General features: G+C 59.4%; 14 protein-coding genes. 2 read left to right on the plus strand and 12 right to left on the minus strand.

Annotated features, from left to right (window positions below):
• The first annotated feature begins 24 nt into the window (after positions 1-24).
• Positions 25-819, plus strand: a complete 795-nt coding sequence (locus Q666_RS48390) for an FCD domain-containing protein (protein ID WP_023001135.1) — start codon at positions 25-27, stop codon at positions 817-819.
• On the opposite strand, the gene Q666_RS48395 is transcribed toward Q666_RS48390, so the two are convergent.
• The 4 genes from Q666_RS48395 to Q666_RS48410 all read right to left on the minus strand — a co-directional run bounded on the left by Q666_RS48395 (position 816) and on the right by Q666_RS48410 (position 6,758).
• Positions 816-2,084 (minus strand): amidohydrolase family protein, encoded by a 1,269-nt coding sequence (locus tag Q666_RS48395; RefSeq protein WP_023001134.1) that lies wholly within the window; start codon positions 2,082-2,084, stop codon positions 816-818. The two genes, Q666_RS48390 and Q666_RS48395, sit on opposite strands and share 4 nt — an antisense overlap.
• Entirely contained in the window at positions 2,081-4,531 is a 2,451-nt protein-coding gene (locus Q666_RS48400; RefSeq protein ID WP_081713288.1) for a branched-chain amino acid ABC transporter ATP-binding protein/permease, read from the minus strand. Before Q666_RS48400 ends, Q666_RS48395 begins: the two co-directional genes overlap by 4 nt.
• Before the next feature lie 78 nt (positions 4,532-4,609).
• Positions 4,610-5,485 carry a branched-chain amino acid ABC transporter permease gene (locus tag Q666_RS48405; RefSeq protein ID WP_023001132.1) on the minus strand — a complete coding sequence of 292 codons (876 nt, stop codon included), beginning with the start codon at positions 5,483-5,485 and terminating at the stop codon, positions 4,610-4,612.
• An 85-nt stretch (positions 5,486-5,570) separates the two neighbouring features.
• On the minus strand, positions 5,571-6,758 hold the full coding sequence (locus tag Q666_RS48410; RefSeq protein WP_031269330.1) for an ABC transporter substrate-binding protein: 1,188 nt from the start codon (positions 6,756-6,758) through the stop codon (positions 5,571-5,573).
• Between the two features lie 234 nt (positions 6,759-6,992).
• Between Q666_RS48410 and Q666_RS48415 the strand changes: the two genes are divergently transcribed.
• Positions 6,993-7,406 carry a nuclear transport factor 2 family protein gene (locus Q666_RS48415; protein ID WP_023001130.1) on the plus strand — a complete coding sequence of 138 codons (414 nt, stop codon included), beginning with the start codon at positions 6,993-6,995 and terminating at the stop codon, positions 7,404-7,406.
• On the opposite strand, the gene Q666_RS48420 is transcribed toward Q666_RS48415, so the two are convergent.
• The 8 genes from Q666_RS48420 to nirB all read right to left on the minus strand — a co-directional run bounded on the left by Q666_RS48420 (position 7,403) and on the right by nirB (position 18,280).
• On the minus strand, positions 7,403-8,092 hold the full coding sequence (locus Q666_RS48420; RefSeq protein ID WP_023001129.1) for a GntR family transcriptional regulator: 690 nt from the start codon (positions 8,090-8,092) through the stop codon (positions 7,403-7,405). The genes Q666_RS48415 and Q666_RS48420 overlap by 4 nt on opposite strands.
• A 40-nt stretch (positions 8,093-8,132) precedes the next feature.
• Positions 8,133-9,677 carry a siroheme synthase CysG gene (gene cysG, locus Q666_RS48425; protein ID WP_051990131.1) on the minus strand — a complete coding sequence of 515 codons (1,545 nt, stop codon included), beginning with the start codon at positions 9,675-9,677 and terminating at the stop codon, positions 8,133-8,135.
• Positions 9,652-12,333: a nitrate reductase gene (locus Q666_RS48430; protein ID WP_023001127.1), complete on the minus strand. Its 2,682-nt coding sequence runs from the start codon at positions 12,331-12,333 to the stop codon at positions 9,652-9,654. The genes cysG and Q666_RS48430 overlap by 26 nt, the downstream gene beginning before the upstream one ends.
• Positions 12,334-12,355: 22 nt before the next feature.
• Positions 12,356-12,805, minus strand: a complete 450-nt coding sequence (gene cynS / locus Q666_RS48435; protein ID WP_023001126.1) for a cyanase — start codon at positions 12,803-12,805, stop codon at positions 12,356-12,358.
• A 9-nt stretch (positions 12,806-12,814) separates the two neighbouring features.
• The gene (locus Q666_RS48440) at positions 12,815-14,548 is read right to left on the minus strand and encodes a bifunctional protein-serine/threonine kinase/phosphatase (protein ID WP_023001125.1); all 1,734 of its coding nucleotides are present in this window, start codon (positions 14,546-14,548) and stop codon (positions 12,815-12,817) included.
• Positions 14,549-14,611: 63 nt separating this feature from the next.
• The gene (locus tag Q666_RS48445; RefSeq protein WP_023001124.1) at positions 14,612-15,457 is read right to left on the minus strand and encodes a formate/nitrite transporter family protein; all 846 of its coding nucleotides are present in this window, start codon (positions 15,455-15,457) and stop codon (positions 14,612-14,614) included.
• A gap of 31 nt (positions 15,458-15,488) precedes the next feature.
• On the minus strand, positions 15,489-15,830 hold the full coding sequence (nirD, locus tag Q666_RS48450) for a nitrite reductase small subunit NirD (protein ID WP_023001123.1): 342 nt from the start codon (positions 15,828-15,830) through the stop codon (positions 15,489-15,491).
• Complete coding sequence (gene nirB, locus Q666_RS48455) at positions 15,827-18,280, minus strand: nitrite reductase large subunit NirB (RefSeq protein WP_023014523.1); 2,454 nt, start codon at positions 18,278-18,280, stop codon at positions 15,827-15,829. The genes nirD and nirB overlap by 4 nt, the downstream gene beginning before the upstream one ends.
• Positions 18,281-18,293 lie beyond the last annotated feature (13 nt).

The raw sequence follows: 18,293 nt of genomic DNA on the forward strand, positions 1-18,293 counted from the left end.
CAAGGCAATGCAGTTTAACCGGTCATGAGAATTCCCGAAGGAGCGACAGATCCCAAGACACGGAAACGCCTGCGGCGGCCCGACATGGTTGCCCAGCAGATCCGCGAACAGATCGTCGAAGCCGGTCTGCGCCCCGGTGACAGGATTCCCGCCGAATGGCTTCAGCCGGAAACGGTCAGGGTGTCACGTGGTTCACTGCGTGAGGCTTTGAAGGTACTGGAGTTCCAGGGGTTGATTTCAACGCGCAGCGGCCCGGGCGGCGGTGTCTTCGTCGCATCGGTGGAGCCAGGTGAAGCCATCCGCATGCTGGACAATCTGTTCCTGTTCGACCAGCCGACGATTGCCGACATCTACACACTCCGGAAACAGCTTGAGCCGGAACTTGCCGCCTCGGTTGCCGGAACACTGACAGACGAAGGTTTTCAGGCCTTGCAGGGCTGCATCCGGCTTTACGAGGACGAGCCGAAGACGGCGGAAGAAGAATATTCGCAGCGCCTGGCCGAGCTTGATTTTCACGAAGAACTGGCCCGGCACTGCAAGAACCCGATCCTGGCCTTCACATGTTCCTTCCTGCTCAGCCTGCTACGCGACATGACGGTCTGCCGTTCGATCTACAAGGAACCGAACCCCGCCCTGCGCGAAACGGGACTGCACTATCAGGTGCAGTTGCTGCGGGCGATAAAATCGGGTGATGCCGAACTCTGCCGCATGATCATGCGTGGTCATATGATCGAGGCGGAAAAATACATGAAGGAACGTGCCGCCATGCGCACACGCGGCAGCACGACGGCGCAAGCGGTCTCGTCCACGAGCAGCTAGGGCACAAGAGCCGCTCGCCTTTCCTCAGTCCGGCCTTGCGCTGCAAATGGGCCCATCAACCTGGCCGGAGCCTGCTCGAAGGTGAATTTTCCATTCTTCATCCCCCAGACCGGCCGGATGATTTCCGAAACGATCTGATGTCCGCTCACGGCCGGCAGCGCCACGAAGGTGGCCGCTTCGCCGACTTCGATCCGGTGAGCCTTGTTGATCAGCCGCCGTGGTGCAGCCGTTACCATGTCAAAACAAGCCTTCAGGTCTTCCGCTGATCCGAGCTGGTGAACATTGGCATAAAGATTTGCCATGCGCGGCAAGGAACAGTCGCCATAGGGCGTGAAGGGATTAAGCACGTTGTTTGTTGCGACCGTGCAGCAAACGCCGTGTTCATGAAAGACATGCGCCGGCGCGACCCCGCGTGGCACCAGGCTTTCGCTGCCACGCCCCATCAGAAACAGATCCGTCGACGGCAGGACGGTAAGCGCGATTTCAGCGCTTTTCAGTATTTGCACCGCCTCCAGAAGGTCCTTTCGGGAAAGGGCCGACAGCTTGGTGACATGGCCGATCGCGACCCTTCCCTGCCAGCCGAAGGCGACTGTCTGGCGAGCGATTTCATCAAGATGACGCCAGGATGGATCGAGATCGAAATCCAGATGGAAATCGAGATCGACATCATGGCGTTCGGCCATTTCGAACAGACAGGCAATCTGGCCATTCGGATCGCTGTCCGTATAGGGACACCCGCCCAGCAGGTCCGCTCCGGCGGTGAGCGCCTCTTCCAGCAATTCGGCAGTACCCGGGTTGTTGATCAGCCCTTCTTGCGGAAAGACACATATCTGCAGGTCCAGCGCCCAGGCGAAATCCTGCTTCAGCCGCTGAATGGCGTGAAACCCCGTCAGGCCGATGCCCGGATCAATCTCCACATGCGTCCGGATGGCGTTGGTGCCCTGGGTAATGGCCTTTTCGAGAACCTTTCGACCACGGTCGTAGACGTCGTCTTCCGAAAACCCTTTCTTTGCCTCCGCAACTGACGAGATCGCTCCTTCCAGCGTACCTGTCTCGTTCCGACAGCGGTCGAGAATGCAGGCTTTGTCGAGATGAAGATGGCTCTCGACGAATCCCGGCACCAGGAGAACGCCGTTGCCATTCAATTCTTCCGCACGCGTGGGCAGGTCGGCTCCTATCGCCGAAATCTTTCCGGCCCTAACAGCAATATCGACAGCCGCATCAGCGCCCTCCAGCAGGACGTTCCGGATTACTAGCCCGCTCATACCCTCGCCTCCATGCGAGTTTCCTGTTCATTGGCGGCGCCGAGATAGGCCGCCGTCAGCCGCGGGTCCGAAGCCAGATCCGCAGCCTTGCCTTCAATCACGATACGGCCTTGCTCCAATACGTAGGCGTAATCTGCAACGGCGAGAGCAAGCGTCGCCATCTGGTCGACAAGCAGAATGGTGATGCCTTCGTCCCGCAACTCGCCAAGGATCGCATAAAGCTCCTCAACCATCGCCGGAGCCAATCCAAGCGAAGGTTCATCCAGGAGCAGGATCTTGGGTTTCGCCATGAGACCGCGGGCAATTGCCATCATCTGCTGCTCACCGCCCGAAAGAAGCCCTGCGCGGCTGTGCAACCTGTCACGCAGGCGCGGAAACCGCTTCAGATGAGCTTCCAGTTCCGAGCTGTTGACATCCGAATGTCTCTTGTAGGCACCCAGTTCGATATTCTCGCGCACTGTCAGTTCCGGAAACACCTGGCGACCTTCGGGAACCAGCACAAGACCACGCCCGACGAGTTCATGCGGCTGCATGGCCTGTGTCTGCTCGTCATTCAGGATTATGCTTCCGGTGACCGGCCTGTGCAGACCCGAAACGGCAGAAAGAAACGTCGATTTTCCTGCACCATTCGCCCCGAGCAGAGCCACCATTTCGCCTGGCCGCACCTTGAGTGATACCTCTTTCAACACCGGTGCCGCGCCATATCCTGCAGTCAGCTTTTGTGTCGAAAGAACTGGCGTTTCTTCCGTATGCAGCGGTTTTATGCGCGGGAAGGCCGTGGCGCCACCGGTGCCGAGGTAGGCTGCAATCACTGTTTCGTTTGCCTGGATCTCTGCCGGGGTGCCAAAGGCAATAGGCTTGCCGGCGTCAACCGCCTGGATCCGGTCCGAAATCCCCATGACCAGCTCCATGTCATGTTCAACGAGCACAACTGCAGGCCCCAGGTCGGCAATATCCCGCAGCAGCATGGCGAGCTTGTCCTTGTCGGCACGCATCAGTCCGGCTGCCGGTTCATCCAGAAGCAGGATGTCAGGTTTCAGGGCAAGCGCGCGTGCGATCTCCACCAGCCTGCGGTCGACATGTGGCAGGTCACCGGCACGCTTGTCGAAGTCCCCTTCATAGCCGCAGTATCGCAACAGTCCTGCCGCCAGCGACAAACGATCTGGCGACTGAATGTCGGACCACGGGTCGCCGAAGGCACCGCGCCCCAGCCCGGAGACGACATTTGCAAGCACCGTCAGGTTCTCGAAAAGTTTGGTCGTCTGGTAGGTCCGGGCAATCCCCGATCGAGCAACCGCATGGGCCGGTAGCCCGGCAAGGTCCCGGCTTCCAAGCAGGATCTTTCCCTGCGTTGGACGGTAGAACCCGCCTATCATGTTGAGGACGGTGGTCTTTCCCGCACCGTTCGGACCGATGATGGATGTTACCTCGCCGGGCTTGATCCGGAAGCTGACACCATCGACTGCCCGAACGCCGCCGAACGAAATGCCGAGGTCTTCAATTTCCAGTGCACTTGAGGAAAGCCCGCCCTGGAGGAACTGCTCGATGTCTGCGGAAGAAACCGGTGCCACGCTTCGGCTCGACTTCGGAATGTAAGACGCCACCGTGCCGACCAGCCCGCGAGGCGCAATCAGCAGCACGCCCACCAGCAAACCGCCAAAGAACAGCAGCCGGTATTCTGCAAGATCTGAAAGGAACTCCGGCAGCAGGACGGTTACCAGCGCACCGGCGAGTGGCCCCAGCACGGTGCCGGCGCCGCCGATCAGGATCGCGAAGAGAAAAAGGATCGACTGCGAGAACGGGAAATTGCTCGGCGCGATGAACATCATCAACGGCGCAAACAGACCGCCCGCAAGCCCGGCCATCGCCGCCGCAATGGCAAACGCGGCCGCCTTGACCGCGAAGGGCCGATATCCAAGCGAGGCGGCTGCGGTTTCAGCATCGCGTACGCCCGTCATTGCCATGCCCCAGCCGCTTTCGGCCAATCGGCGAAACAGGTAGAGAGACAATCCGGCAAGCAGGATGGCCAGCACCACCAGTTCCCGCTCGCTGAACACAAAGCCCAGGATCTCCGGCATCGGAAAGCCCATGAGGCCATTCTGACCGCCGGTCAGGGAACGCCATTCCACTGCGCCGTGTTCGACAATGAACGCGAAGGCAATCGTGACCATTGCCAGGAACGGCCCCGCCATACGGACGGCAGGCACCGCCAGCAGAACGCCCGCGATCCCCGCCACGAGTGCGGACAAGGGCAGTGCCAGCCAGAAGCTCAGGCCAGACAGGGTCATCACCGCCACACCATAAGCGCCGATGGCAAAGAAACCCACCTGGCCAAGTGAGACCAGACCAGTCAAACCATAAAGAACGTTGAGACCTGTCCCCAGGATGGTCGTGATTGCAACAAGGCCGATGACGAACTGCGTGTAGCCACCGCTTGTCACGGCCATCGCACAGGCTGCAACAGTCAGAACGAGCAACGCGCTGTCGAGAAGAATTCGCTGGTTCAGAAAGGGCACGGCTCTTCCTCAGACTTTCTTTACGGCGGGACGACCGAAGAGACCGTCCGGCTTCAATGTCAGTGCAAGGATGATCAGCGCAAAGACAACGATGTAGGTGGAAGATGAGCCCAGGTAGGCCGTTACCAGGGCTTCCGTCACCCCATAGAGAAAGCCTGCCAGCATGACGCCGGCTGCCGATGTCATGCCGCCCAGGATTGCCACCGCGAAGGCCTTGAGCCCAAAGAGAGTTCCCATGTCCGAATGCACGGAAAACAGCGGCGCGATCAAAAGACCGGCACATCCGGCAAGCATGGCCGAAATCGCAAAGGAACCGGACACCATCATGGTTGTGTTGATCCCCATGAGCCGTGCTGCCTGATTGTTCTGGACGACGGCAAGCAGCGCCCTGCCCTGCAAGGTCTTGCGGAACAGGAAGTGCAGCGCCAGAGCAACACCGATGGCGGCAATCGGAATAAGCAGTTGCTGCGGATAGATGCCCGTGCCGGCGAACTGCCACGTGGTCTGCGCCAAAGGCGAAAACAATGTCCGCGGTTCGTTGCCGAAGCTGAAGAGAACGGCGTTGTCGAGAAAGATGCCGCCCGCGACGGTCGCCATCAGCCAGGCCTCCGAATTGCGTTCCACGAAGGGACGAACCAGAAGTATTTCAACAAGCACGCCAAAAAGGCCGCAGCAGGCGATCGCAAGCGGATAGGCGATCAGCCAGTTCAAGCCGAGCCGTTCGGTAAAGACAAAACCCAGAACCGCGCCCAGCATGACAACGCTGCCTTGCGCGAAATTGACGGTGGAAGAAACGGAATAGGTGATCTGAAAGCCGAGCGCGATCAGCCCGTACATGCTTCCAAGGCCAATGCCGGTGACAAGGGCGGCGATCAAGAGGGTCATGGGTGGGTCCTGGCGGGTGAGACGGGATCAGGGCTAATTCAAAGGAAAGAAACCTCCCGCGGGCCTGCCGCGGGAGGTGACATCATCAATCTTCGATCGGGATGATTTCGCCTTCGACGAACTGCGCGAAGACATAGTCTTCAGGCGCGATCGCATCCTGGTCCTCCGGCGAGAACGGGTCGGTATAGGTCTTGATCAGGCCTTCGACGTTCTCGATGTCGTACATCGCCTGTCGGATAGCCGGACCATCGGTGGAACCGGCCTTCTCGATGGCAGCAGCCAGCAGAAGCATGGCGTCATAGGCATTGGCGATACCGGTTGCGGGTGTCACATCGGCCATGGTCTTGATTTCGGGAAAGCTTTCCTGAAGCTTCGAGAACATGGCCTCGCCCTTCGCATCGCCCTCCCGGAACAGGTAGGTCTGGATGAAGTGGAGCTTCTCGCCGCTCTTGCCGGCCAGTTCCGTGAACCGTCCGCCTGCCGGGCCCCAGTGCGATGCCATGGCAACGTCCCAGCCCATCCGGTCGAGCGATTTCACCACCTGTGCGGTCGGGGCAACGTTTGCCACCACAAACAGGCCATCCGCGCCGTTTTCCTTGAGGCGCGTGAGCTGCGGCACGACATCGACGTCGTTGGACTCGAACTTCTCGATACCCGCATGCTCCATGCCGCGCTTCTCGAGCGCTTTCAAAAGCCCCTTCTCGTTGGACTCGCCCCATGGGTTGTTGATGAGGATCATGCCCGGTTTCTTGGATCCGTATTTGGTGACCAGATACTCGGTGATCGCTTCATCGACATATTCATCAACGGCGGAGACGCGGAAGATGTAGTTCTCTTCAGCACCATTCTTGGTGATGCCGGTGCCTGCAGCCCACGGGCCGACAAAAGGCACCTTTGACTGGTTTGCAAAGGGAACGATTGCAAAGGAGACCGGCGTGTCCAGACCGCCGATCAGAGCCGCAACGCCTTCGCGCTGGACAAGCTCACGTGCGGCGACAAGCCCCTTGCCCGGGTTGCTTTCGTCGTCGCGGCTTACAAGTTCAAGCGGTTTGCCAAGGACACCGCCCTTCTCGTTGATCTCATCAATCGCGATGGTCAGGCCACGTGTAATTGCCTGTCCGGACTTGGCAGACTGACCGCTGAGCGCGGCAACAAGGCCGATCTTGATTGTATCGGCGGCGAAGGCCGGAAGGCTGGTGGCCAGGGCGAGACCGACAGCACCTGACATCAGGACGCGGCGTGTCACCTTCGGAAATTTGCAAGCGGATTTCATGAACGGCTCCTCTGGTTTTCCGGACGACACGTCCGAACGCCACATCAAGAGCAAGTCAGATGCCAGTTTACTGATCTCTATATATTTCAATTACTTACCAAATTTCAGCCTTTACAGACCTTCGATGACATCAGAATTTCGCTTAAATTGCATGCAATCTTTGCATACAAAACTTGCATGCAAAAAACCGGACAGGATTTATGCTCCGGAAGGCCATTTTGAAAAGGACGCCCCATGCTGGACGAAAACAAGGACACCCTTCCCGAGGAAGCGCAGATCGTCAGGGAATATCTCGACGCTTCCATGAAACCCGATCCGGATCTAGCTGCGACATACGTTGCCGACGATGTGACGATCACGTTTACGGGCGGACGGGTATTCAACCATCCGTCAGGTCCGACCGGCTTTAACGCGAAGCGGTACAAGTGGGTGAAGAAGAAGATGGACCGTTTCGACGTTGCCCGCGGGGCGGACGGGGTTGTCGTCTATTCTGTCGGGACGCTTTACGGCGAATGGCCGGACGGAACCGCCTTCGAAGGCAACCGGTATGTCGACCGGTTCGAAGTGCATGACGGCAAGATCACAAAGATGGATGTCTGGAACGACAGCGCGGAGCGAATTCTCACCCGCATGGGCATTGAAGCCTAGTCGTCTCCTCGAACCGCGCGAACGTAAGGTTCCAGGGCATCGAGATAGATGCCCTGCCCCTTGTTTTCGGGCTTGATCAGCGCCCGGTCAGCCACGGCCCCCAGGTGGTGTCGCATGAGATCTCTGGCCCGATCCTCATCGCCCTTGGAAAGAGCATCAATAATTTCCCGGTGCTCCTGGATCCCGCAATCAGTGGAATGCGGCCGTGAGTAAAGCGCCAGCGTCAACCCGCATCTATAGCCGACATCTTCCACGTAGCGGATCAGAACCGGACTTTCCGTGAGCTGCGCCATGAGAATGTGGAATTCCGTGGCAAGCCGGATGGAGACAGGCTCAGGTCCCTTTTCAGCGGCAATTTCCTTGTCGAGATGCGCATTCAGTGCATCAAGGTGCTTCTGGGAAAATTCAGCGCTCAGCCGGGACACCACGAGGTCTTCGATCTGGCATCGCAGATCAAACAGATCCCGCGCCTCTTCCAGGCTGGGGGTTGCGACAACGGCTCCCCTGTTCCGTCGCAGTTCGACAAGGCCTTCCGCTGCGAGCCGTTCCAGTGCCTGGCGCACGATCGTCCGGCTCGACCCGAAACGCTCACCCAGCGAATCTTCCGGCAGTTTCATGCCCGGTAACAGGGCACGCTCAAGGATGGCACTGCGCAGGGCTGCGCAAATTTGTTCGGAACGATTCATCAGTGCTTCGGATCACCAGCTGATTTGCCGCTCAAACAAATCAAATAGCTGCAGATTTGCCAAGTGTCCGAATGCCTCGATTTTCAGCTCCGGCTATTTCCCCTCGCACAGAGAAGACCTGATTGAATTCAAATCCTTCACCTTGCCCGATCTGACGGCCTGTTGCCCGAAAGACCTGCCCCACTCCGATGAGGACCGGACCTTCCAGTCCAAGCAAATCGACACCGCGTTCAAGTTCGTCCAGCGTTCCCGACCAACGCTTTTCGTCGGTACGGGATATTCCCGAAACGGCAACGACGGGGGTCGCAGCGGACAAGCCTTCGGCAATAAGCCGGTCTCTGATACGGCCGGCCATGCGCGCCCCCATGTAGAAAACGGTCGTGGTGGCCGGGTCGGTAAGCGCAGCCCAATCTACGGTTTCCGGCAAATCTCCCTTGCGCGAGTGGCCGGTGACAAACCTGACCGACTGTGCATGGTCACGGTGTGTCAGGGAAACGCCCAGGCGTGCCGCCATGGCAGAGGCTGCAGTGATGCCGGGAACAACGGTTGCCGGGATGCCTTCGGCAGCAAGACGGTCGAGTTCCTCTCCACCACGGCCGAAGATCATCGGATCTCCGCATTTGAGCCGCACCACGTGTTTGCCCTGTCGTGCCAGCAAAACCATCATGTCGTTGATGTCTTCCTGGCGGCAACTTTGCCGGCCGCCTCTTTTTCCGACCAGCATCCGCCTGGCTTCTCGACGCGCAAGTTCGAGAACCGCGTCATCGACCAGATCATCGAAGAGAATGACATCAGCCGATTGCAGCGCACGCACGGCTTTCAGTGTCAGGTATTCGGCATCGCCCGGCCCTGCCCCCACAAGGGTAACTTTGCCTGCGCCAGACGTCCTCGCATCCTCCAGAAGTGCTTCGGCGAGATGCTCTTCCTCTTCAGGCGCCGAACTGCCCGAGAAGGCAAGATCGGAGATCCGCTCCCAGAATCGGCGCCGCTGTGCCCCCGCGTCCAGCAGGGAAAGCGTCTTTTCCCGCAACCGGCTCGCCAGCTGCGCCCATCCTTGCAGACTTTCAGGCATCAGCGTCTCGATCCGCCGTCGGATCGCCTGGCCAAGAATCGGCGCGACCCCATTGGTCGAGATACCGATCACGACCGGTGACCGGTTTACGATGGACCCGAACTGGAAGTCGCAATAGGCGGGGTTATCGATCACATTGACCGGAACCCCCATGCGCCGCGCGGCCAAAACAAACGCTGCGGCTTCTTCGTCACTCTCTGCATCGGCAATCGCAAGGGCTGCGCCCTCTAAGTCTTGCTGCGACCAGCAGGACCGGTGATGTATGAAACGCCCCTTGATGCTGCCGGCCGCAAGAAGTGCCTCGAAAGCCGGCTCCAGTTCCTGTGCGTGAACATGTACGTCTGCCCCGGCAGCAGCCAGCAGCTCCGCCTTCCAGGCGGCAGCTTCCGTGCCGCCTGCCAGCAGGACTTTTCTTCCTTCAAGCGGAAAGAACAGCGGCAGGCTTGCAAGAGCCCCCACGCGTGCCGGACGGCTCCGGCGCTTTACCTCAGCTGGCTTGCGCAATGTCGGCATCATCGAGGCTTTCCTTTGCAATTTCATCGAGAAGCGTCTGGATTTCCGAGCGGCAGGAGCCGCAATTCGTGCCGGCTTTCAGTGTTTCACCGATTGCGCTGACACTCGTCGCACCGCAACGTGCGGCTTCGGCAATCTGGTTGCAGCCGATCTGGAAGCAGGAGCAAACCAGCGCCCCCGGATCAGGCCTGTCGGCCGGCACGCGTCCGGCAAGAACCCGTGCCCGCTCCTGCGGCGAAACGGGCCCCTCACCCAGCAGCCCGCAAGCCCATTGGCGCGAGACTTCCACCGGGGATGCGGAAAAGAAGAACGCTGCCTGCAGCACATCGTCCCGCCACTCAGCCAAACGTCTCCAGCCAGCGGCACCGTCCGATATATCGGTCGTCTCGTTGCTGGACGAGGTCAACGCAGCTGCGATTTCCGCGAAATCCGCATCGGCTTTCGCCGCGAACTCAAGCCGGTAACCGCCAGGAACAGGAGCAAGGGCCCAGTAGTCGGCAGCGATCTTCTCCGGTCGCTGGCGCAAGACGGCAAAACCGAACCAGGCCATTTTCGCTTTTGCCACAGCCACAGGCGTGAACTTGGATCCCGGCTGTCCGGAATGAGGGTCTGTCTCAGGCGCCATGACCGCATCGATGCGGGCTTTCGATGCAAGCTGGTCGGTCCAATGCATCGGCACGAAGACTTCTCCCGGGGCGACCCGGTCTGTCAGCAGCGCCCGCACCACCACGGCCCCATAAGGGCTTTTGACCGTCACCAGATCTGCCGGGTCGATCCCGAGCTTTTCGGCATCGATCGGATTGAGTTCGGCAAAAGGTTCGGCGAAATGCGCGGTCAGGCGCGGCGTCTTGCCGGTGCGCGTCATGGTGTGCCACTGGTCGCGGATCCGGCCCGTATTCAGGGAGAACGGATAGCGGCGCTCTGTTTGCCGCGGAGCCTTGAAAACGACAGGCACGAACTGCCCCTTGCCGCTTTCGGTATAAAATCCTCCTCCGGCAAAGAACCTCGTATCAGTTGGTAGTGCCCCCGCCGGCTGCGGCCACTGAAAGGGCTCCATGGCATTGAAATCGGCATCGGACACGTCCCGATAAGAACCGATATCGAAATCACGGCTGCCTTCGTTCCGATAGCCCGAAAGCTCCGCATGCTCACGGAAAATCGCCGCAGCCCCTTCATAGGAAAAGGCCCCGGCAAAGCCCATGCGCCTTGCGACTTCGCTCAGGTGCCACCAGTCGGGGCGAACCTCACCGGGAAGCTCCAGGAACGCACGCTGTCTTGAGATCCGGCGCTCGGAGTTGGTAACTGTTCCGTCCTTTTCACCCCATGCGGCTGCAGGCAGCAACACGTTCGCATAAGGAACCGTGTCAGCTGCCCGCGTTACTTCCGAAACGACAACAAAAGGACATGCTTCCAGGGCTTCTGCCACGCCATCTGCATCCGGCAGACTGTCCACCGGGCTTGTCGCCATGATCCAGAGCGCCTTGATCCGGCCTTCCCGCACGGCCTTGAAAAGCTCAACAGCTTTCAAGCCGGAGCGATCAGCCACGACCGGGCTTTGCCAGAAATCCTGCACGATCCCGCGGTGCTCGGCATTTTCCAAAGCCATGTGGCCGGCGAGCATATTGGCCAGTCCGCCGACTTCCCGGCCGCCCATGGCGTTCGGCTGACCCGTGACGGAAAAAGGGCCCATGCCGGGCTTTCCGATCCGTCCTGTTGCAAGATGTGTGTTGACGATGGAATTGACCTTGTCAGTCCCGACGACTGACTGGTTGACACCCTGGCTGTAGACGGTGACCGTCTTTTCCGTCCGGGCAAACATCTTGTAGAAGAGTGCGATATCCTGACGTGACAGGCCGGTCTTTTCGGCTATCTGGCCAATTTCACAAGGTCCTGCAGCTTCGACAGCCTTTTTAAGGCCTTCCGTGAACCGATTGACATAGCTTTCATTCACGACAGACGCCTCAGCCAGGAAGGCGAGCAGACCGTTGAAAAGGGCAACGTCCGTGTCGGGCTTCAATTGCAGATGCAGATCGGCGATGGCGCAGGTCGCTGTCTTGCGCGGGTCCACTACGACCACCCGCAACGCCGGGTTGGCAGCCTTGGCCGCTTCGAGACGCTGGAACAGGACCGGATGACACCAGGCGAGATTGGAGCCGACCAGCACTACAAGATCTGCCAGTTCAAGATCTTCATAGGTTCCCGGAACCGTGTCCGAGCCGAATGCTCTCCGGTGCCCGGCAACGGAAGATGCCATGCAAAGACGGGAATTGGTGTCGATATTCGCCGAACCGATGAACCCTTTCATCAGTTTGTTGGCGACGTAATAGTCTTCTGTCAGGATCTGGCCAGACACATAAAACGCAACGCTATCTGGTCCGTATTCCCGAATGGCATCCTGAAAGTTGCGCGCGACAAGATCGAGCGCGTCATTCCAGTTGGCGCGTTCGCCGTCGATTTCCGGATAGAGCAGTCTGTCATCCAGCGAAAGCGTTTCTCCAAGGGCCGACCCCTTGGAACACAGCCGGCCGAAATTGGATGGGTGCTTGGGGTCACCTGCAACAGTCACCGTCCCGTCCGGGTGCCGGGTCGCGAGGACGCCGCAGCCGACACCGCAATAGGGACAGGTGGTCCGGATTGTTTTTTCTTGTTCGGTCATGCCATCAATCCCGGTTCTTGATTTACCAGGCGTTGTAGCCAAGGTATTTGCCCGACATCTCGATCTTCACCCGGTCTCCCTTGGGGTTCTCAACACGGGTTACCGACATGTCGAAATCGATGGCCGACATGATGCCGTCGCCGAATTTCTCATGGATCAAAGCCTTGATTGTCGGGCCGTAGACACCGACGATTTCATAAAGACGGTAGATGCACGGATCCGTCGGCACGGTCTGCGACCAGATCTTTGTTGGGCTCTCCTGCAGTACTAGCGCCGCTTCCTGCGGCAGACCGAGTGTCTCCGTGATTGCCTTTGCCTTGTCTTCCGGCATGGCGTTCATGCCCATGGCCGCCGAATGGGTCCAGACAGGCGACATGCCGATCGCTTCGGCAATGCCTTCCCATGTGAGCCCCGCCTGGCGCTTCGCCGACAGGATCATGCTGGTAACGTCTTCACGGGTAAGAGCGGTCATGAAAATCTCCTATGAATTGCCGAAGAGTTGAAACAACAGGATGGCGCAGAGCACCGCGAGAACAGCAGAGACGATCTGCCAGAAGCGGACCGGATCCCGTTCCGCCAGAGGGACAAAACGATCTGAACTGAAGGCCGGGTTCGGGCGACGAAGATCTTCCAGGAAGGCGCTCAGCGCTTCGTAGCGCTTGCCCGGCACGGGATGAACCGCGCGGCAAAGCGCGCCATCGACCCAGTCCGGAACCCGTTCCGTGACAGCTGTCGCACTGCGATAGCGCAGTGCAGCCTGTGCCCGCTCACTGGTTGCCCTGGCAACGGCCGCACCATAGGGCAAACGCCCGGTCAGCATTTCGTAGGCGATCACACCGAGCGAAAACTGGTCGCTGTACTCAGTCCCGAGGTAGCCGAGAAACACCTCTGGCGCGGTATATTGGTGGGTGCCCAGGATCTCACCCTTGTCGAGCGAAGGAGCGGCTTCCATCACGCCGGCGATCCGCACCGACCCGAAATCGATGATTTTTACCGTACCGGACGTGTCGATCATGATGTTTTCCGGCCGCAGGTCCTGATGGACCATTTCCTTGCGGTGGAAGGCCATCAATCCCCTGGCCACCTGCTCCAGAATCCCGCGCACGGTCTCGAGGCTGGGGTGAGGATTGTCGATCATCCACTGGCGAAGCGTCTGGCCTTCGACAAACTCCGATGCCAGAAAAAGCGTCTGACGGCCCTGCGGATAGGTGGAAGCCTTCAACACATGCGGCGATGAAATCCGGCGTGCAACCCACTCCTCCAGCGCGAACCGGCGCAGATAGTCTTCCTCTCCGCGTAAATCGAGCGACGGAAACTTGAGCGCCACCGGTTCGCCGGTTTCTTCATTTTCCGCCAGATAGATGTGGCTGCGGCTGGTGGCGTGCAAGCCGCGTATCAAACGGAACCCCTCATGGGTGCCAGGCACCTTCGGCAGCGGCGCCGGTGGCAAGGTGCCTTCCCCGTTCAGGAGATCATCTGCACCGGGTTCCGCGATGTCGATCACCCGCACGATCTGAACGGTCAGATTATCGTTGCTGCCTGCAGCCAGCGCCTTTTCGACAAGTGTCCTGGCTGTCTGATCGAGAGCTTCGCCAGCCAGCACGGCGTCGGCCATGTCCTTCGCCCGCAAGAAGCCATGGACGCCATCCGTCGTGAGAACAAACAGATCGCCCAGACGAAGATCGAACACGGTATAATCGATATCGACAGATTGCCCGACCCCCAGAGCCCTGCCGAGATAACTCTCCTGTTCGGAAATCCGGACAGTGTGGTCTTCCGTCAGCTGTTCCAGGCTCTGGCCGGAAAGACGCCAGATGCGGCTGTCACCGACATGGAAGAGATGCGCCTTACGCCCCTTCAGGACCAGGGCAGAAAAGGTGCAGACATGGCCCCTGTCGAGATCGTCGACCTGTTTCGTCTGGCTGAAAAGCCAGGAATTGGCGGCAGAGATCACCCGGACGGCAGAGGTCTTCACTGTCCAGGCTTCAGAGGTGCAATAGTAATCGGAGAGAAAGGATTTGACGGCCGTTTCTGCTGCGACATGCGCAACCGGACTGGAGGAAATGCCGTCCGCGACAGCAAGTGCGATACCCTTGTGCACCAGGGCCGGGCCGTCCGGCACCATGGCGCCATGAAAGTCCTGGTTCAGAGCTTTCCGTCCGGCAGACGAATACTGGCCGGTTTCGACGCTCAAGGTGGTATGGCGGACTTGCATCAGCACGGGAAAAGGCTCCTCGGGAAAAGACGCTCCGCCGCCAGTGACGGCGGAGTGTCACACTTATTCGGCAGGCGCTGCGACCGGCGCCTTTTCGTAGCCTGCCTTGCGGGATGGCGACGTCTTGTAGTGGGTGGCGTAGATCATGCCGCCGACGAAGGTCAGCCCGCCGACCAGATTGCCGACAACAACCGGAATTTCGTTGTAGGCAAAGTAGTCGAACCAAGTGAAGTTGCCGCCAAGCATGATGCCGGACGGGAACAGGAACATGTTCACGATGGAGTGCTCGAAACCGAGATAGAAGAACACCAGGATCGGCATCCACATCGCCATGATCTTGCCGGAGACAGAGTTCGACATCATCGCGGCCACGACACCGGTCGAAACCATCCAGTTGCACATCACTGCGCGGACAAAGACTGTCAGCAGCCCCGCCCAGCCGGCGGCGGCATAGCCGAGCGTCCGGGTTTCACCGATCTGGCCAATCTTCTGACCGACGGCGTTCGGTTCCTGGCTGAAACCCATGGTGAAGATGATCGCCATGAAGACCGCCGTGGTCAGGGCACCTGCAAAGTTGCCGGTAAAAACCAGGCCCCAGTTCCGGAACACACCGCCCCAGGTGCAGCCCGGACGTTTAGCGATCACGGCCAGCGGCGCCAGCGTGAACACGCCCGTCAGAAGGTCGAAGCCCAGCAGATAGAGCATGCAGAAGCCGACCGGGAACAGGATCGAGGCGACCAGGAAATTGCCGGTATTGACGGCGATGGTCACGGCGAAGGCGGCTGCAAGGGCAAGGATGGCGCCTGCCATATAGGCCCGGATGAGCGTGTCCTTTGTGGACATGAAGATCTTCGCTTCACCGGCGTCGATCATCTTGGTGGCAAATTCCTGTGGCGTTACATATGACATCTGAATTCCTTTCGCGAGAGTGCTCGGCCGGTCAGACGGCTTCGTGGGAATAGGAAAGGTCGACAAGGATCCGGCCATCCTCCAGCCGGACGGGGAAAGCTGCCGTGCGGCCTTCGTCAGCTCCTTGCGCGGCTCCCGTTTCCAGGGAGATCACCCAGTTGTGCAACGGGCAGGTCACACATCCGTCATGCACAATGCCCTGACTGAGAGGCCCGTTCTTGTGCGGACACTTGTCTTCCAGCGCAAAGACGTCGTCCTTGGCGGTGCGGAAGATGGCGATGGTCATGTCGCCATTCTTCACGCACCGCGCTCCCTCCCTAGGAATGTCTTCAAGGGTGCCGATATGGACCCAGTTACGGATGTCGGCAGTCATTCGGCAGCCTCCTTCGTCAGAACAGCCATCGGCTTGAATTCATGCTTGTCCTTGCCGGAGACACGCTCCGACCATGGGTCGACCTGGGCGAATTTCTGGGAGAAGACGAAACGGTCGAAATACGCCACGCGCATCGCCTTATCGTCCATGATCTGGCGACGGATCTCCTCCAGACCTATGCGTTTAGCCCACTTGTAGATCCGCTCCAGGTAGTGGCCCTGCTCGCGGTACATCTGAGTGAGCGCAGCAACATGCTCGATCGCCTCATCCTCGGTCTTCACTAGGCCCAGAACTTCCGTGCCCTTGATGTCGAGACCGGCAGCTCCGGCGAAGTGGATCTCGTAACCGCTGTCGACGCAGATGATGCCGATATCCTTGCAAGTGGCTTCCGCGCAGTTTCGCGGGCAGCCGGACACCGCCATCTTCAACTTCGCCGGGGTCCAGGAGCCCCACATGAACTTTTCCAGCTTGATGCCGAGACCGGTGGAATCCTGCGTGCCGAACCGGCACCAGTCCGTCCCGACGCAGGTCTTCACCGTTCTCAGACCCTTGGCGTAGGCCTGCCCGGAAACGAACCCGGCCTTGCCAAGGTCTGCCCAGACTGCCGGCAGGTCTTCCTTCCTGATGCCAAGCATGTCGATGCGTTGGCCACCGGTGCATTTCACCGCCGGAATGTTGAACTTGTCGACCACATCGGCAATCGCCCGCAGTTCCTTGGACGAGGTCATCCCGCCCCACATGCGCGGGACCACCGAATAGGTGCCGTCCTTCTGGATGTTGGCGTGGACACGCTCGTTGATGAAACGGGACTGGTAATCATCCGCATATTCATCCGGCCAGTCGGAGACCAGATAGTAGTTGAGTGCCGGCCGGCACTTGGCACAGCCGCCGGAGGTGGTCCATTCCAGTTCCTGCATCACTGCCGGAATGGATTTCAGCTCCTTGGACTTAATCAGGCGGCGGACCTCGTCATGGCCCAGGTGCGTGCAACCACACATCGGCGTTACGGCCGCCGGGTTATAGGCATCGCCCAAGGTCACCTGCATCAGTTGCTCGACCAGCCCCGTGCAGGTGCCGCAGGAGTTCGAGGCCTTTGTGTGGGCCCGAACACCGTCCAGGGTCGTCAGACCCTTCTCCTTGATCGTCGTAACGATCTTGCCCTTGCATACGCCGTTGCAGCCGCAGATTTCCGCATCATCCGGCAAGGCTGCAACGGCCGCCGTAGGGTCCAGCGGGGACCCTCCCTGGTAAGCCTGACCAAAGATCAGCGTCTCGCGCATGTCCGAGACGTCGGTACCTTTTTTGAGGAGGTCGAAGAACCACGGACCATCGGAGGTCTCTCCGTAAAGGACGGCACCGACGATCCTGTTGTCTTTCAGGACGATGCGCTTATAGACGCCGGCCGACGCATCACGCAGCACGATCTCTTCCCGGTCGTCGCCTTCGGAAAAATCGCCTGCCGAATAGAGATCGACACCTGTCACCTTGAGCTTCGTCGCGGTGACCGAGCCCGTGTATTCGGAAGAAGCGCCAAGCAGATTGTCGGCAATCACACCCGCCATTTCATAAAGCGGCGCGACAAGCCCGTAACACATGCCACGATGTTCGACGCATTCCCCGAGCGAGAAGATGTCCGCATCGCTGGTGCGCATGTCATCGCCAACCAGCACACCGCGATTGACGTCCAGCCCGACCTCCCTGGCAAGGTCGGCCGACGGGCGGATGCCGACGGCCATGACGATGATCGAGGCTTCGATCTCGGTGCCGTCGTCAAGGCGGATGCCCCTCACCTTGCCTGAATCATCACCCAGGATTTCATGACTGTTTGCCTTGGTGCGCACGTCGATGCCGCGGCGTTTGAATTCCGCTTCGAGCAGGAACCCCGCAGCCGGGTCGAGCTGGCGCTCCATCAGGGTCGGCATCAGGTGCAGAACGGTTACGTCCATGCCCTGCATCTTGAGACCGGCTGCCGCTTCAAGACCCAGGAGCCCGCCACCAATAACAACAGCGCGACCGCCGCGTTTGGCCGCATCCAGCATCTTTTCCACATCGTCCAGATCGCGATAGGTCAAAACGCCATCGAGATCCTTGCCAGGAAGCGGAATGATGAAGGGGGAAGATCCCGTGGCGATCACCAGCTTGTCGTAAGAGGCGGTTATGCCGTTTTCCGAGGTCACCGTTTTGGCGTCCCGGTCGATCTCGGCAACCCGGGCTCCCTTGTGAAGCGTCACGCCATGTTCGGCATACCAGTCGTCGCCATGGGTGATGATGTCTTCGTATGACTTCTCGCCTGACAGCACGGGCGACAGCATCAGCCTGTTGTAGTTGACCCGCGGCTCTGCATTGAAAATGGTGACGTCATAAGCATCCCTGTCTTTTTCGAACAGGTTTTCGAGCATCCGCCCGGGTGCCATGCCGTTGCCGACGATGACAAGTTTCTGTTTTGTCATGGCTTTTCTCCAG

Origin of the sequence: Labrenzia sp. C1B70, assembly GCF_000475395.1 — a bacterium.
In the GTDB taxonomy this organism is placed as follows: Bacteria; Pseudomonadota; Alphaproteobacteria; order Rhizobiales; family Stappiaceae; genus Roseibium; species Roseibium algicola.

What these genes read in the sequence shown, in the direction of transcription:
- Q666_RS48390 (WP_023001135.1), top strand. Translation starts at nt 25, where the DNA reads ATGAGAATTCCCGAAGGAGCGACAGATCCCAAGACACGGAAACGCCTG.
- Q666_RS48395 (WP_023001134.1), bottom strand. Translation starts at nt 2,084, where the DNA reads ATGAGCGGGCTAGTAATCCGGAACGTCCTGCTGGAGGGCGCTGATGCG.
- Q666_RS48400 (WP_081713288.1), bottom strand. Translation starts at nt 4,531, where the DNA reads ATGGCCGTGACAAGCGGTGGCTACACGCAGTTCGTCATCGGCCTTGTT.
- Q666_RS48405 (WP_023001132.1), bottom strand. Translation starts at nt 5,485, where the DNA reads ATGACCCTCTTGATCGCCGCCCTTGTCACCGGCATTGGCCTTGGAAGC.
- Q666_RS48410 (WP_031269330.1), bottom strand. Translation starts at nt 6,758, where the DNA reads ATGAAATCCGCTTGCAAATTTCCGAAGGTGACACGCCGCGTCCTGATG.
- Q666_RS48415 (WP_023001130.1), top strand. Translation starts at nt 6,993, where the DNA reads ATGCTGGACGAAAACAAGGACACCCTTCCCGAGGAAGCGCAGATCGTC.
- Q666_RS48420 (WP_023001129.1), bottom strand. Translation starts at nt 8,092, where the DNA reads ATGAATCGTTCCGAACAAATTTGCGCAGCCCTGCGCAGTGCCATCCTT.
- cysG (WP_051990131.1), bottom strand. Translation starts at nt 9,677, where the DNA reads ATGCCGACATTGCGCAAGCCAGCTGAGGTAAAGCGCCGGAGCCGTCCG.
- Q666_RS48430 (WP_023001127.1), bottom strand. Translation starts at nt 12,333, where the DNA reads ATGACCGAACAAGAAAAAACAATCCGGACCACCTGTCCCTATTGCGGT.
- cynS (WP_023001126.1), bottom strand. Translation starts at nt 12,805, where the DNA reads ATGACCGCTCTTACCCGTGAAGACGTTACCAGCATGATCCTGTCGGCG.
- Q666_RS48440 (WP_023001125.1), bottom strand. Translation starts at nt 14,548, where the DNA reads ATGCAAGTCCGCCATACCACCTTGAGCGTCGAAACCGGCCAGTATTCG.
- Q666_RS48445 (WP_023001124.1), bottom strand. Translation starts at nt 15,457, where the DNA reads ATGTCATATGTAACGCCACAGGAATTTGCCACCAAGATGATCGACGCC.
- nirD (WP_023001123.1), bottom strand. Translation starts at nt 15,830, where the DNA reads ATGACTGCCGACATCCGTAACTGGGTCCATATCGGCACCCTTGAAGAC.
- nirB (WP_023014523.1), bottom strand. Translation starts at nt 18,280, where the DNA reads ATGACAAAACAGAAACTTGTCATCGTCGGCAACGGCATGGCACCCGGG.